The organism is Pseudoxanthomonas mexicana (assembly GCF_001556105.1).
Classification (GTDB): Bacteria; Pseudomonadota; Gammaproteobacteria; order Xanthomonadales; family Xanthomonadaceae; genus Pseudoxanthomonas_A; species Pseudoxanthomonas_A mexicana_A.
Window position 1 is genome coordinate 22,182 of record NZ_LSIF01000054.1, and the last position, 14,445, is coordinate 36,626.

The 14,445-nt window shown below is 66.9% G+C and carries 10 protein-coding genes, 1 tRNA gene and 1 pseudogene; 8 read left to right on the forward strand and 4 right to left on the reverse strand.

The genetic code is table 11. The annotated features are described in order from the left end of the window. Window positions 1-39 precede the first annotated feature (39 nt). The 6 genes and pseudogenes from dapD to AX730_RS08730 all read left to right on the forward strand — a co-directional run. A pseudogene (gene dapD, locus AX730_RS08705) lies at window positions 40-867 on the forward strand (2,3,4,5-tetrahydropyridine-2,6-dicarboxylate N-succinyltransferase); the annotation flags it as partial. Window positions 868-1,191: 324 nt separating this feature from the next. Continuing rightward, entirely contained in the window at window positions 1,192-1,746 is a 555-nt protein-coding gene (locus AX730_RS08710; RefSeq protein WP_232310212.1) for a hypothetical protein, read from the forward strand. A gap of 31 nt (window positions 1,747-1,777) precedes the next feature. After that, complete coding sequence (locus tag AX730_RS08715; RefSeq protein WP_062354916.1) at window positions 1,778-2,140, forward strand: Spx/MgsR family RNA polymerase-binding regulatory protein; 363 nt, start codon at window positions 1,778-1,780, stop codon at window positions 2,138-2,140. Then, a complete protein-coding gene (gene dapE, locus AX730_RS08720; RefSeq protein WP_062354918.1) occupies window positions 2,137-3,279 on the forward strand; it encodes a succinyl-diaminopimelate desuccinylase in 1,143 nt (380 codons plus the stop codon). The genes AX730_RS08715 and dapE overlap by 4 nt, the downstream gene beginning before the upstream one ends. A 254-nt stretch (window positions 3,280-3,533) precedes the next feature. Further along, entirely contained in the window at window positions 3,534-5,237 is a 1,704-nt protein-coding gene (gene asnB / locus AX730_RS08725) for an asparagine synthase B (RefSeq protein WP_062354919.1), read from the forward strand. Then, the gene (locus AX730_RS08730; protein ID WP_062354921.1) at window positions 5,234-5,602 is read left to right on the forward strand and encodes a nuclear transport factor 2 family protein; all 369 of its coding nucleotides are present in this window, start codon (window positions 5,234-5,236) and stop codon (window positions 5,600-5,602) included. Before asnB ends, AX730_RS08730 begins: the two co-directional genes overlap by 4 nt. On the opposite strand, the gene AX730_RS08735 is transcribed toward AX730_RS08730, so the two are convergent. Then, the gene (locus AX730_RS08735; RefSeq protein WP_062354922.1) at window positions 5,590-8,001 is read right to left on the reverse strand and encodes a penicillin acylase family protein; all 2,412 of its coding nucleotides are present in this window, start codon (window positions 7,999-8,001) and stop codon (window positions 5,590-5,592) included. The two genes, AX730_RS08730 and AX730_RS08735, sit on opposite strands and share 13 nt — an antisense overlap. 160 nt (window positions 8,002-8,161) lie before the next feature. Here AX730_RS08735 and bfr point away from each other — a divergent pair, with 160 nt between their 5' ends. Continuing rightward, window positions 8,162-8,647 (forward strand): bacterioferritin, encoded by a 486-nt coding sequence (bfr, locus tag AX730_RS08740; RefSeq protein ID WP_062354924.1) that lies wholly within the window; start codon window positions 8,162-8,164, stop codon window positions 8,645-8,647. Here bfr and AX730_RS08745 read toward each other — a convergent pair whose 3' ends face one another. The 3 genes from AX730_RS08745 to AX730_RS08755 all read right to left on the reverse strand — a co-directional run bounded on the left by AX730_RS08745 (window position 8,648) and on the right by AX730_RS08755 (window position 11,894). Next, window positions 8,648-9,304: a thiopurine S-methyltransferase gene (locus tag AX730_RS08745; RefSeq protein ID WP_062354928.1), complete on the reverse strand. Its 657-nt coding sequence runs from the start codon at window positions 9,302-9,304 to the stop codon at window positions 8,648-8,650. It abuts the gene before it with no gap. 133 nt (window positions 9,305-9,437) lie between these two features. Further along, complete coding sequence (parC, locus tag AX730_RS08750) at window positions 9,438-11,681, reverse strand: DNA topoisomerase IV subunit A (RefSeq protein ID WP_062354930.1); 2,244 nt, start codon at window positions 11,679-11,681, stop codon at window positions 9,438-9,440. A 128-nt stretch (window positions 11,682-11,809) separates the two neighbouring features. Then, window positions 11,810-11,894, reverse strand: a tRNA-Leu gene (locus tag AX730_RS08755). 92 nt (window positions 11,895-11,986) lie between these two features. Here AX730_RS08755 and rnr point away from each other — a divergent pair. After that, a complete protein-coding gene (gene rnr, locus AX730_RS08760) occupies window positions 11,987-14,443 on the forward strand; it encodes a ribonuclease R (RefSeq protein WP_062354932.1) in 2,457 nt (818 codons plus the stop codon). Window positions 14,444-14,445: the final 2 nt, after the last annotated feature.

Here is a 14,445-nt window from a genome sequence, read left to right on the forward strand (position 1 = left end):
CCCGCAGGACGTTTGATGACCCGCAAAGCCAGCAAGACCGAAGAACTGAAGTCCACCATCGAAAGCGCCTTCGAGCGCCGCGCCGAGCTGACCCCGGCAGAGATCGAGGGCTCCACCCGCACCGCCGTCGAACTCGCCATCGATGGCCTCGAGAGCGGCAAGCTTCGCGTGGCCGAGCCCGACGGCAAGGGTGGCTGGAAGGTCAACGAGTGGCTGAAGAAAGCGGTGCTGCTGTATTTCCGTGTCAACGAGATGGAACTGGTCGAAGCCTATCCCGCGCCGTTCTGGGACAAGGTGGAAGCGCGCTTCGGCGCGTTCGACGAGAACGACTTCCGCAAGCTCGGCGTGCGCGTCGTGCCGGGGGCGATCGCCCGTCGCGGTACGTACTTCGGCAAGGATGTCGTACTGATGCCGAGCTTCGTCAACATCGGCGCCTACGTCGGCGAGGGCACGATGGTCGACACGTGGGCGACCGTGGGCTCGTGCGCGCAGATCGGCAAGCACTGCCACCTGTCCGGTGGCGCCGGCATTGGCGGCGTGCTGGAGCCGCTGCAGGCCAGCCCGACCATCATCGAAGACCACTGCTTCATCGGTGCGCGCTCGGAAGTCGTCGAAGGCGTGGTCGTCGGCCATCACAGCGTGATCGGCATGGGCGTGTTCATCGGCCAGTCCACCCGCATCTACAACCGCGCGACGAAGGAAATCACCTACGGCTACGTGCCGCCGGGCAGCGTCGTCGTGTCCGGCTCGCTGCCGGCCGCCGACGGTTCGCACTCGCTGTACTGCGCAGTGATCGTCAAGCAGGTCGACGAGAAGACCCGCAGCAAGACCAGCGTCAACGAGTTGCTGCGCGGGCTGGCCGACTGACACAGTCGCCGCATGGACGCCGGCACTCCCCTCGACCAGGCATCCGGTTACCGGCATCCGCACCCGGGTGCGATGGGGCGGTGGGTGGTCGCCCTTGTTGGCTGCGACTTCTGGAGGCGATGGCGCCGTCGGTGGACGGCGATGGTACCGTTGCCGGCCTTGGTCAGTGACGTCAGCGACGTCGCCTATCTGAGCTGGTGGGTCGACGCCGGGGCGCTGCCGCGACCCCCTGCCGGTTATCGCTACTGGACGTGGAAGGGGCGCACGCCCTTCACTGTCCTCACCTACCGCCATGGCTGTTTCGGTCCTGCATTCCTCGGACCGATGCGCCGCCTGTTTCCCTCGCCATCACAAAGCAACTGGCGCTGGTATGTCCTGCGCGACGACGAAGCCGCAGACGCGGTGCCGACCGTGCTGTTCGCGCGCAACGTCATGGACAGCCTGCTTCATGTCGTCGGGGCCAGGCTGTGGAGCGATGCCATGCAGCCGCAGCTCGCTTTCCGTCTGCATCACCGCGTGGAAGGCGGGAACGTGTCGACGGTGATCGATGCCGGGACCGGAGTTGCGCCCACCCTGGCCACGACACTCGAACAGGGGGACCGCCAGGAATACGGCTCCGCATGGGTGGATTGCTTTGGCTCGCATGCCGACGCAGTGCGATTCCTGGCCTGCCAGGACGCCGCGATCGCAGTGGCGCCGGATGCACGCGTGGCCTACACGAAGATTTCGCTACCGATAGACCCGGATGCCGTCACGCCGCTGCGCGTGATCGACATCGCGTGTCCGATGGTGGCGCAGATGGGGGCCAGCCCGGCAGAAGCGTTCTGTTTCCTGGTGCCGCGGGTGGCATTCCGGGTCGTGTCCGAGCAGCTGCTGTAACATCGCAAGTCGGTTTCTTTCCCACGCCGCGATGACCACTACGCTCTACGGACTGAAGAACTGCGACACCTGCAAGAAGGCGACGAAGTGGCTGGACCGCTTCGGTGTCGCGTACGAATTCGTCGACTACCGCGACAACCGGCAGGCGCCCGAGACGCTGAAGGACTGGGCGGAGAAAGCGGGCGGCTGGGATGCGCTGATCAACAAGTCGTCGACGACCTGGCGGCAGTTGCCGGAGAACCGCAAGACACCAGGTTCCGATGCGGAGTGGAAGCTGCTGTTGAAGGAATATCCGCAGCTTATCCGTCGCCCGGTGGTGATCGGCGGTGCGGCGGGCTTTTCACAGGGCTTCAGCGACAATGGCTTCAAGAAGCAGTTCGGAGCCGAAGCGTGAGCGATGTCGTCGAGCTTTCCAGCGAACTGATCCGCCGTCATTCGGTGACGCCGGACGATGCGGGCTGCCAGCAGGTGCTGGCGACGCGGCTGGCGCAGTGGGGATTCCAATGCGAACACCTGCGCTTCGGCGACACCGACAATCTGTGGGCCACGCACGGCAGCGGCTCGCCGGTGCTGGTGCTGCTCGGCCACACCGACGTGGTCCCGCCTGGTCCGCTGTCCGCGTGGACCAGCGATCCCTTCGTGCCCACCGTGCGCGATGGCGTGCTGTACGGACGCGGCACCGCCGACATGAAGTGCAGCGTGGCTGCATGCACGATCGCGCTGGAGCGCTTCGTCGACGCGCATCCGGACCATCCGGGCACAGTCGCCCTGCTGGTCACGTCGGACGAGGAAGGGCCTGCGCACGATGGCGTGAAGAAGGTCGCCGAGCTGTTCCGCGAGCGTGGACAGAAGATCGACTGGTGCATCACCGGCGAGCCCTCCTCGAAGGACGCACTGGGTGACCTGTTGCGCGTGGGTCGTCGCGGCACGCTGACCGGCACCTTGCAGGTGCACGGCATACAAGGTCACGTGGCCTATCCGCACAAGGCGCTCAACCCCATCCACAAGGCCCTGCCTGCGCTGGATGAACTGGCGGCGCGCCAGTGGGACGAAGGCTACGAAACCTTCCCGCCGACCAGCCTGCAGATCTCCAACATCCATGCGGGCACCGGCGCCAGCAACGTCATCCCGGGCGAACTGCAACTGGTGTTCAACCTGCGCTTCAATCCGAGCTGGACAGCGGAGCGGCTGGAGCAGGAGATCGAAGGCATCTTCCGCAAGCATGGGCTGGAGTACAGCATCCAGTGGCTGCGCGGCGGCGAGCCGTTCTACACACCGGAAGGCCACCTGCGCGCCACCGCGCGAGCGGTGCTGGGCGAATTCGCTGGCGGACCGCCGGAAGAGAGCACGGCGGGCGGTACGTCCGATGCGCGCTTCATCGCACCGCTGGGTGCGGAATGCATCGAGGTCGGACCGGTCAACGCCAGCATCCACAAGGTCGACGAGCATGTGCGCGTGGCCGACCTGGAGGCGCTGCCGGGTCTGTACCAGGCGCTGGTGGAGCGGCTGATGCTGACCGAACGGGGTTCCTGAGGGGGCCGGGCAGCGCGCTTCGCTTTCGGATGAAACAGTTGCCAAGCGCCGACGCGACCGGTTACGTTCGCTCCATGCCCCGCCGCACCGCCATCAATAACAACCGCAATAACCTGCGTCCGAACAACGGGACGCGGGCGATGCGGTTCTGCGACTAGGCAACGAAACACCTGCCGGATACCAGAAACCCGCATCGCGAGATGCGGGTTTTTTCGTTCCGGGCGCCTGCCCTCAAACCCCACCAGGAGTTTTCCATGTGTTCCATCTTCGGCATCTTCGGGCTGCAACCCGGTGACGACGTCCAGGCGCTGCGACGGCAGTCGCTGGAGCTTTCGCAGAAGCAGCGCCATCGCGGTCCCGACTGGAGCGGCGTTTACCACGACGACGGCGCCATCCTCGTGCACGAGCGCCTGGCCATCGTCGATCCCGCCGGCGGCTCGCAGCCGTTGCGTTCGGCCGATGGCGGACTGGTGCTGGCGGTCAACGGCGAGATCTACAACCACCGCGAGCTGAAGGCGGAACTGGCGCAGGACTACGCGTTCCAGACTGGGTCGGACTGCGAGGTCATCAACGCGCTGTATCGCGAAGACGCACCTGCCTCCTTCCTCAATCGCCTCAACGGCATCTTCGCGTTCGCGCTGTGGGACAAGGCGAACGGGCGCACACTGATCGCACGCGATCCCATCGGCGTCTGTCCGCTGTACTGGGGCCACGACCGCGAAGGCCGCCTGTGCGTGGCATCGGAGATGAAGGCGCTGTCGCCGATCTGTGCGGACGTCGCCCAGTTCCCGCCTGGGCACTACTACGATTCGGCGACACGCGAACTGGTGAAGTACTACGCCACGGCCTGGCGCGAGTATTCCGCGGTGGACGGTGTGCAACTGGCGAAGGACGAACTGCGCGAAGCCTTCGAACGCGCCGTGCATCGCCAGCTGATGACCGACGTGCCGTATGGCGTGCTGCTGTCGGGCGGGCTGGATTCGTCGCTGGTAGCGGCGGTCGCGGCGCGTTACGCGCGCCATCGCATCGAGGACAACGACACGACGGAAGCCTGGTGGCCGCGCCTGCACTCGTTCGCCATCGGCCTGGAAGGTTCGCCGGACCTTGCCGCCGCCGAGGTCGCCGCGAAGGCGCTGGGTACGGTGCACCACGGCTTCACCTACACCTTCCAGGAAGGCCTCGATGCGATCCCGGAAGTGATCCGCCATATCGAGACCTACGACGTCACCACCATCCGTGCGTCGACGCCGATGTACCTGCTGGCGCGCCGCATCAAGGCGATGGGCGTGAAGATGGTGCTGTCGGGCGAGGGCAGCGACGAGATCTTTGGCGGCTATCTGTACTTCCACAAGGCGCCCAACGCGCGCGAGTTCCACGAGGAACTGGTGCGCAAGCTGGACGCGCTGCACAACTACGACTGCCTGCGCGCGAACAAGTCGATGATGGCCTGGGGCGTGGAGCCGCGCGTGCCCTTCCTTGACGTCGAGTTCCTCGATGTGGCGATGAAGATGGATGCCCTGCACAAGATGATCGACAAGGGCAGCGCCGGTGCGCAGCGCATGGAGAAGGGCGTGTTGCGCGAGGCCTTCGACGGTTACCTGCCGGGATCGATCCTGTGGCGGCAGAAGGAGCAGTTCAGCGATGGTGTCGGCTACGGCTGGATCGACGGGCTGAAGGCGCATGCCGAAGCGCAGGTCAGCGACCGCGAACTCGCCGCCGCCGACAAGCGCTTCCCGGTCAATCCGCCGCAGACCAAGGAAGCGTACTTCTACCGCACGCTGTTCGAGCAGCACTATCCTGGCCAGGCGTGTGCGGAGACGGTGCCCGGTGGCAAGTCGATTGCGTGCTCGTCGCCGGCCGCCATCGCGTGGGACGCGAGCTTTGCGAAGATGGCCGATCCCTCTGGTCGCGCGGTCGCCGGGGTGCACGCCGCGGCACTGGACGCATCACCCTCATGACGCCCTCCGATCTCGTCCGCGAATGGGTCCGTCGTTTCAATGCGGCGGATATCGACGGACTGGCGGCGCTGTATGCAGAGGACGCGGTCAACCATCAGGTGGTGACCGAGCCGCTGCACGGACGCGAGGCGATCGCCGCGATGTTCCGCACCGAGTTCGGCCGCGCCACGATGGTGTGCATCGTGGACAACCTGTTCGAGGACGGCGAATGGGCCATCCTCGAGTGGCGGGATCCGCTCGGCCTGCGCGGCTGCGGCTTCTTCCACGTGCGCGAGGGGCGGATCGTGTTCCAGCGCGGTTACTTCGACCAGCTCAGCTTCTTCCGGCAGCAGGGGCTGCCGGTACCGGCGCACTACCTGGGTTGAGTGTTGCTCGGGCGCAGCGTCAGCGTGTGGGTCGTGGCGCCGGGCAGGAACGGCGTGGGCCGGCCATGCACCCAGTCATCGTGGCCCGCGCCCCAGAACGGCGACATCGGGTGGCCGCTCTGGCCGCCCGGCATGTGGATGATGCCGTCGGCCTCGTGACCGGGTGACACCACCATGCGTTCGGATGCACCGAAGGCCGGACCCTGCACGCGCGGCATCGCGCCGTCGCCGGCGAGCGGTTCGCCCGGCATGCACAGCTTCGGCTTGAGGAAGGCGGGCAGGGCGTTGGCGAGCGGGTGGCAGATCTTCGCGGTGTTGCGCTCACCCCAGCGGCGCTCGGCCAGCGGACCTTGTCCGGCGAGGTCGTCGCGCACTTCCTTGGCGGCGTCTTCCAGCAGCGCATCCCAGCTCTGGTAGCGGCGCGACAGCAGGTGCGCGGGTCGCTGCTCCAGCAGCGGCCACACCGCGCCTTCCAGCTGCGGCAGGTCGGGCATGACGAAGTCGTCGCCGAGTGCTGCCTGCGCGGGTGCGGTCAGGCCGTCGGCGATGCGCGCGTGCACGGCGAGCCGCCATGCGCGCACCAGCCGATAGCTCACGGAATCGACGCTGGCGACGCCTTCCCAGGTCTTGCCGGCATCGGCGAGCGCCTTGATCGATGCGTTGGCCGGCTGTCGCTTCGCTTCGTCCTGCAGCAGTTGCCACCAGCGCTGCAGGAACAGCGCTCGGTCATCGAGCTGGATCGCCAGCAGGTCCTGCTCGGTGAACCGATCCTTCGCCAGCAGGCCGTCGCGGATCTGCTTCGCGCGTGCGCCCAGCGCATAGCCGCCATCGCCGACCCGGGCGAGCGAGGCGCCGTCCAGCACGCGCGCATTCGCGGTCCACAGCCGGTGGTTGGCCGGGGAGGTGAGCACCGGCGTCAGCTGGCTGGAAATCACCCACGGCGTGCAGCTGCCCGGTGCCTGGGGGGCTGCATCGTCCGGCGGTGCCGACGGTGCAAGTTCCAGCGTATGCGGGCACGAGGCCGCGCGCGACGGCAGCGGGCCGAGGATGCGCCAGCCGATGCGGCCGTTGTGGTCGGCGATCACCAGGTTCTGCGCGGGCGTCGCGGTGCGCTGGGCAACCGACAGCGCGGCCGACAGGTCGCCTGCCGCGGCGAAGTCCGCCAGTCCGAAGTTCAGTGCGCCCGGCTGGTGCGCGACCCAGCGCAATGCCAGCGCCGGCTGCTTGCCCTTCGCGGCATGGATGATCGGCCCGTAGCGCGTTTCCGGCACGTCCAGCGTCACCGGATCGGCGCCCGCGACCTCGATCGTTTCGGCATGGTGTTCGACCGCGTCGCAGGTCTCCGCGGCATCGCCCTTGCCGCAGGGCTTCACCGGATACCAGTCCGCCGTGTCCGCGTAGCTGTTGGTGAAGCCCCACGCCACGTGTCCGTTGCTGCCCACGATGATCGCCGGCAGGCCGGGCAGGCTGAAGCCGGAGACATCGACCTTGCCACCGGGCGCGCGCGGGTCCGGATAGCGCAGGCGTACGCGGAACCAGATGTTCGGCGCGCGCAGCCCCAGGTGCATGTCGTCGGCGACGATGGCGCGACCGTCCGCCGTCAGCGCACCGGCCACGGCCCAGTTGTTGCTGCCGGGCGTGCCCTTGTCGGCCAGGCGCTGGTGGGTACCGGTTTCCGGCATCGGCAGCGTGCGCAGGTCGACCTCGTCCGCCGTCGGCAACACGGCATTGCCGCGCGGTTCGCCCTGCAGCGGCGCGTCCCATTCGGTGCCGTCGTGGGTCAACAGCGCGTACAGCGCAGGCGGGACCTGACGACGGAGCTTCCACAGGCCGAGCTCGCGTACGTTGTCCGCGTCCTGCAGGTCGAAGTACATGGCGTAGCCGGCCAGCGCGGAGTCGGCCACTTCCCAGGCGCGCGGCGACTGCCGCAGCAGCAGGTACGGCCAGGGCCGCGACTTCAGCGCGCCGAGGCCATCGTTCACGCCGTCGGCATAGGCCTGCAGCTGCGGCATGCGGTCGCCGGCGAATCCATCGAGCGATGCGGTCGCGCGCGCGCGCATGCGGTGCATCCGTCGCGCCTTGTCCATGTCCACCGCGATCGGGCCGAACAGTCCGGCCAGCTCGCCGGCGGAGCTGCGCCGCATCAGGTCCATCTCGAAGTAGCGCTCCTGCGCGTGCACGAAGCCAAGCGCGCGCACCGCGTCGGCTTCGCTCGCCGCCTCGATGGTCACTACGCCGAGTGCGTCGCGCTGGAGGGACACCGGCGCGGAGAGGCCGGCGAGCGGCTGCTCACCGTCCAGATGGGCCAGGCTGCCCCGCATCAGCCACCACGCCAGCAGCAACGCCACCACCACCAGGGCCAACAGCAGCAGCGCGATGCGCCGGGTCCACTTCAGCATTGCGGAGTCCTTGCGAGAGGGGTGTGGCGAGTGGCCGGATTATTCCACGGAAGCCATGACCATCTCTGCCGCGGCGCAACGACGAACGAGACTGATTCCGATTCGGTCATGCCCGGATTCGATCGGGCATCCTGTGCGCCTCGCCACCGGAGCCCACCCCATGAAAGGCCACCCCCACGTCGTCGATTACCTCAAGTTCCTGCTGCGTGGCGAACTGGCGGCGCGCGACCAGTACTTCATCCATTCGCGCCGCTACGAGGACCAGGGACTGAAAGCCCTGTTCCATCGCCTCGACCACGAGATGCAGGAAGAGACCGAACACGCCGACGCGCTGCTGCGCCGCATCCTGTTCCTGGAAGGCGACCCCGACATGCGGCCGGAGGCCTTCGTGGCCGGCAAGACCGTCGAGGAGATGCTGCAGCGCGACCTGGAGGTCGAGTACGCGGTGCGTGCCCACCTGGCGAAGGGCGTGGCGCTGTGCGAACAGCATGGCGACTACATCAGCCGCGAGATCCTTCTGGCCCAGCTGAAGGATACCGAGGAAGACCACGCGCACTGGCTGGAACAGCAGCTGGGCCTGATCAAGCGCCTGGGCATCCAGCTGTACCTGACCTCCAAGCTCGACGGCGAACCCGCCGCCGAGTGATCAGCCGCGCCGGAGCCGGTAGACCGCCGTCTCCAACGCGCTCAGTCCTTCCTCGCGGAAGCGCGGCTCCTGGTCCAGGATGTCTCGCCGTTCCAGCAGCGTGTGCCGCCACGGCGCGGCGAACAACGCTTCCACTTCGGCCTGCGCCACCGAGAACGGGGGCCCGGCCTTCTCCTCCTGCGGATACTCCAGGGTAATCAGCAACCCCTGGCAGCCGGCCGGCAGGGCGGCATACACCGTGTCGCGGTAGCGCAGGCGCAGGTCCGGCGGCAGCGCGATCAGTGCGGCGCGGTCGTAGACGCCGGCGACGTCCGCCAGCAGCGCAGGATCCAGTCCGAACGCGTCACCGAGGATGATCTCGATGGGTCCGGCGCTGAAGTGCTCGCCGTAATGGCTGGACGTGCGTACGGGCTCCAGTCCCGCCTCTTCGAAGAACTGTGTCACCGCCAGCGGCGACAGCTCCACGCCCAGCACGCGGTGGCCCTGTGCCGCCAGCCAGTGCATGTCCAGCGACTTGCCGCACAGCGGCACCAGCGCGCGCGAGCCTTCCGGCAGTTGCAGGGAGGGCCAGTGCTTCTGCAGCAGCGGCATCACGTCATGGCGATGGAAGCCGATCTGTCCTTCCTGCCAGCGCTGCAACCAGAAATCGGCGTCCATCGTGTGGTCCTCGTTGTTGATTCGTTGTGCCGAAGCGAATTACTGGACATCCAGTCCGTCGACCTTCTGCCGCGCCACCTGAAAAGCAGGTCGTGGCGATGACGAACGCGCCGCAGCGCGCCCGTTTGATGAATTACTGGACATCCAGTCCGTCGACCTTCTGCCATCCCCGCGGCAACAACCCACCCCGCGTCGCACGCGCACCGACATACTCGTCCAGGTCCTTGAACGACAGGCTCATCGTGCGCTGGCCGCTCTTGACCTGCAGCGTCGCACCCGGCGACACCGCGGCGATCGCGACCACGCGTTCGGTGCCCAGCTTGGCCTTCGGGATCTCGATGATCTTGTTGCCTTTGCCCTTGTCCAGCTCCGGCAGTTCGCTGACCGGGAACGCGAGCAAGTGGCCGGCGCTGGTGACGGCGACGATGCGGTCGGTCTCGGTGTTGGGGACCGGTGCCGGTTGCAGTACGTTCGCACCGATCGTCAGGTTGAGCATCGCCTTGCCCGCCTTCTGGCGGCCGGTGAGGTTCTCGAAGCGGGTGACGAAGCCATAGCCGTGCGAAGACGCCAGCACGAAGCGCGCATCGTTGTCGCCGGTGGCCAGTGCCTGGAACGACGCGCCTGCCGCCGGCGAGAAGCGGCCGGTCAGCGGTTCGCCGTTGCCGCGCGCGGATGGCAGCGTGTGCACGGCGGTCGAGTAACTGCGGCCCTCCGAATCCAGGAACGCCACCTGCTGGTTGCTGCGTGAACGCACAGCACCAAGCAACCCGTCGCCATCGCGGTAGGACAGCGTGGACGCATCCACGTCGTGGCCCTTCGCCGCGCGGATCCAGCCCTTCTCCGACAGCACCACGGTCATCGGTTCGCTGGCGACCAGTTCGGTTTCGTCCAGCGCCTGCGCGGCGTCGCGCTGCACCAGCGGCGACAGGCGGGCATCGCCGAACTTCTTCGCGTCGGCGGTCAGTTCGTCCTTGATCAGCTTCTTCAGCTTGGTCTTCGATTCCAGGATGCCGGCGATCTTCTCGCGCTCGGCCTGCAGCTCGTCCTGCTCGCCGCGGATCTTCATTTCCTCGAGGCGGGCCAGCTGCTTCAGTTTGGTGTCGAGGATGTAATCCGCCTGTTCCTCGCTCAGCTTGAAGCGCGCGATCAGCGCGGCTTTCGGTTCGTCCTCGGTGCGGATGATGCGGATCACTTCATCCAGGTTGAGGAACGCGACCAGCAGGCCTTCCAACAGGTGCAGGCGGCGTTCGACCTTCTCCAGCCGGTGCTTGAGGCGGCGGGTGACGGTGTCGCTGCGGAACGCCAGCCATTCGGTCAGGAACATCTTCAGGTTCTTGACCTGGGGGCGGCCGTCCAGCCCGATGATGTTGAGGTTGACCCGGTAGCTCTTCTCCAGGTCGGTGGTGGCGAACAGGTGGCCCATCAGCTGTTCGGCATCCACGCGGTTCGAACGCGGAATCAGCACCACGCGCACCGGATTGGCGTGGTCGGACTCGTCGCGGATGTCCTCCAGCCACGGCAGTTTCTTGGCGCGCATCTGCGCGGCGATCTGTTCGATCACCTTCGACGGCGACACCTGGTAGGGCAGGGCGTCGATGACGATGTTGGCGTTGTCCTTACGCCACACCGCGCGCGCGCGGACGCTGCCGGTCCCGTTCTCGTACATCGCGCGCAGATCGGAGGCGGCAGTGATGATCTCCGCCTTGGTGGGGTAATCCGGACCACGCACGTGTTCGCACAGGTCGGCGACCGTCGCATCCGGATCGTCGATCAGCCGGATGCAGGCGCTGACGATCTCGTTGAGGTTGTGCGGCGGCACGTCGGTCGCCATGCCGACGGCGATGCCGGTGGTGCCGTTGAGCAACAGGTGCGGCAGGCGCGCCGGCAACCAGGTCGGTTCTTCCAGTGTGCCGTCGAAGTTCGGCGTCCAGTCGACCGTGCCCTGGCCGAGTTCGCCCAGCAGCACCTCGGCGATCGGCGTGAGCTTGGACTCGGTGTAGCGCATCGCGGCGAACGACTTCGGGTCGTCCGGCGAACCGAAGTTGCCCTGGCCTTCGATCAGCGGATAGCGGTACGAGAACGGCTGCGCCATCAGCACCAGCGCTTCGTAGCAGGCGCTGTCGCCGTGCGGGTGGTACTTGCCGATGACATCGCCCACCGTGCGCGCGGACTTCTTCGGCTTGGCACCGGCGTTGAGGCCCAGCTCGCTCATCGAATAGACGATGCGCCGCTGTACCGGCTTCAGCCCGTCGCCGATGAAGGGCAGGGCGCGGTCCAGCACCACGTACATCGAGTAGTCGAGGTAGGCGCGCTCGGCGTACTCGCGCAGCGGGATCTGTTCGAAACCGTGGAAGGTGGGGCGTATCGTTTCGCTCATCGGGTACGTTCGTCTGCAGCAGTGTCCTGCGGCAATTCTACCCGTCGTGGTCTCACGGCCTGAGCGCGGTGAAGCGCAAGAACGCCGGAAACGAAAAACCCCCGCTTGCGCGAGGGTCTCGTTATGCGTGGTGCCCAGGAGAGGACTCGAACCTCCACGGTTTTACCCGCTAGTACCTGAAACTAGTGCGTCTACCAATTCCGCCACCTGGGCAGGTAAGCGAGGCGCGCATTTTGTGGGGGTGGCGGAGGAATGTCAACGGTTCCTTCGCGTGGCGGTGTTCAGGCGAGGTGTACCATCCCGCCATGACCAAGAAAACACAACGAAGCGGCGGCAAGACGCCCGCCGGGAAAGGAAGCAAGCCGGGCGGCGCGTCCGCCTCCGGTACCACCGGGAAGCCGGCCAAGACCGGCAAACCCGCCAAGAAGAGCCTGCCGCCGTGGATGCCCGACGTGGCGTCCCGTCCATCGAACGCCAAGGCGCCGTCCCGTCGCCCGTCGCCCGGTCCCGCACCGCGTGCCGCCGGCCGGTTCGTCGATCCGCACGCACAGCGCGAAGCCCAGCGGTACGAACAGCCCATCGCCAGCCGCGAAGCCATCCTTGGCTTCCTTGAGGCCGCCGAGGGTCCGCAGACTGCGGAGGAGATCGCCGGGCCGTTGGGCCTTGATGCGCCCGACCGTTTCGACGCGCTGTCCAAGCGCCTGGGTGCGATGGTCCGCGATGGCCAGCTCGTGCAGAACCGCCGCGGTGGCTTCGCGCCGGTGCAGCACACCGACCTGATCGCCGGTACGGTGATCGCCAATCCGGACGGCTTCGGTTTCCTTCGTCCCGACACGGGCGGTGGCGACGATCTCTTCCTGCCCCCGTTCGAGATGCGCAAGGTGATGCACGGCGATCGCGCGCTGGCCAACGTCACCGGCATCGATCGGCGCGGCCGCCGCGAAGGCAGCATCGCGCGCGTGCTGGAACGTGGCGTCACCCGTCTGATCGGGCGCTTCGGCTTCGAGGCCGGCATTGCCTACGTGGCGCCGGACGACAAGCGCATCCAGCGCAACGTGCAGATCCCGCAGGACGCCACCGGTGGCGCGCGCGACGGCCAGCTGGTCGTCGTCGAGCTGACGCAGGCGCCGGATGCGCGTCGTCCCCCCATCGGCAAGATCATCGCGGTGCTGGGCGACAGCCTGACCCCGTCGCTGGTGGTCGAAGCCGCGATCCACGGCCACAACCTGCCGCACGAATTCCCGCAGGAAGTACTGGACGAAGCCACGGCGGTGCCACTGGTGGTCGAGCCGACGATGATCGGCGATCGCGTGGACCTGCGGTCCACGCCGCTGGTGACCATCGACGGCGAGGATGCCAAGGATTTCGACGACGCGGTCTACTGCGAACCGACGCGCGACGGCTTCCGCCTGATCGTCGCCATCGCCGACGTCTCACATTACGTCCGTCCCGGCACGCCGCTGGACGACGAAGCGCAGAAGCGCGCGACCTCGGTGTATTTCCCCGGGTTCGTGGTGCCGATGCTGCCGGAGACACTGTCCAACGGCATCTGCTCGCTGAATCCGAAGGTCGATCGCATGACCTTCGTCTGCGACATGCAGGTCAACCGCGACGGCGAAGTCACGCAGTCGCGGTTCTACGAGGCGGTGATGAACTCGCACGCGCGCCTGACCTACACGCAGGTGTGGAAGGCGGTCGGCGAGAACGATGAGGAAGTACGTACGCTGATCGCGCCGGTGCTGCCGCACGTCGAGCGCCTGTACCAGCTGTACCACGTGCTGGCGAAAGCACGCGCGACCCGTGGCGCCATCGAGTTCGAAAGCTCGGAAGTGCGCTTCGTGTTGGACAACCGGGGCGAAGTCACCCAGGCCGGGATGCTGGTGCGCAACGACGCGCACAAGCTGATCGAGGAGTGCATGATCGCCGCCAACGTGGAAGCGGCGAAGTACCTGCTTGCCGCGCATATTCCGGCGCCGTACCGCATCCACGACAAGCCGCCGGAAACCAAGTACGGCGACCTGCTGGAATTCCTCAAGGAGTTCAAGCTGTCGATGCCGTCGTGGGGCAAGGTACAGCCGAAGGATTTCACCCAGTTGTTGAAGAAGGTGCGCGAGCGTCCGGACGCGGCGCTGCTGGAATCGGTGCTGTTGCGCAGCCAGAGCCTGGCCGTGTATGCGCCCGAGAACATCGGTCATTTCGGCCTGGCGCTGACGGCCTATGCGCATTTCACCTCGCCGATCCGTCGTTACCCGGACCTGCTGGTGCATCGTGCGATCAAGCATGGCCTGTCGCGGAAGCCGCCAGACGCGTTCCAGTACTCGCCGCGCGACATGGCCGCGCTGGCGCTGCAGTGTTCCGAGCGCGAACGTCGCGCCGACGAGGCCGAGCGCGAGGTCGACGAGCGCTACCGCGCCGCATGGATGGAGAAGCACGTCGGCGGCCAGTTCGATGGCGTCATCAGCGGCGTGACCAGCTTCGGCCTATTCGTGGAGCTTGACCAGTCCAAGGTCAACGGCCTGGTCCACGTGACCCAGCTGCCGCAGGACTACTACCACTTCGACCCGATGCGCAAGACGCTGTCGGGCGAGCGTCGTGGCCTGTCGTTCCGCCTGGGCGACCGCGTGCGCATCATCGTGCTGAAGGCCAGCCTGGAGGAGCGCAAGATCGACTTCCGCCTGGTCGAGGACAAGACCAAGGACAGCGGCCTGCCGCCGCCCCCGCCGCGCGGCCAGCCGGCCAAGCGCACGAAGAAAAAGTATTGAGG

Excerpts from the sequence above, each read along its gene's own strand:
- AX730_RS08715 (WP_062354916.1), top strand. The coding sequence starts at position 1,778 with ATGACCACTACGCTCTACGGACTGAAGAACTGCGACACCTGCAAGAAG.
- rnr (WP_062354932.1), top strand. The coding sequence starts at position 11,987 with ATGACCAAGAAAACACAACGAAGCGGCGGCAAGACGCCCGCCGGGAAA.
- AX730_RS08735 (WP_062354922.1), bottom strand. The coding sequence starts at position 8,001 with ATGCTGAAGTGGACCCGGCGCATCGCGCTGCTGCTGTTGGCCCTGGTG.
- AX730_RS08710 (WP_232310212.1), top strand. The coding sequence starts at position 1,192 with ATGCGCCGCCTGTTTCCCTCGCCATCACAAAGCAACTGGCGCTGGTAT.
- AX730_RS08745 (WP_062354928.1), bottom strand. The coding sequence starts at position 9,304 with ATGGACGCCGATTTCTGGTTGCAGCGCTGGCAGGAAGGACAGATCGGC.
- bfr (WP_062354924.1), top strand. The coding sequence starts at position 8,162 with ATGAAAGGCCACCCCCACGTCGTCGATTACCTCAAGTTCCTGCTGCGT.
- asnB (WP_062354919.1), top strand. The coding sequence starts at position 3,534 with ATGTGTTCCATCTTCGGCATCTTCGGGCTGCAACCCGGTGACGACGTC.
- parC (WP_062354930.1), bottom strand. The coding sequence starts at position 11,681 with ATGAGCGAAACGATACGCCCCACCTTCCACGGTTTCGAACAGATCCCG.
- AX730_RS08730 (WP_062354921.1), top strand. The coding sequence starts at position 5,234 with ATGACGCCCTCCGATCTCGTCCGCGAATGGGTCCGTCGTTTCAATGCG.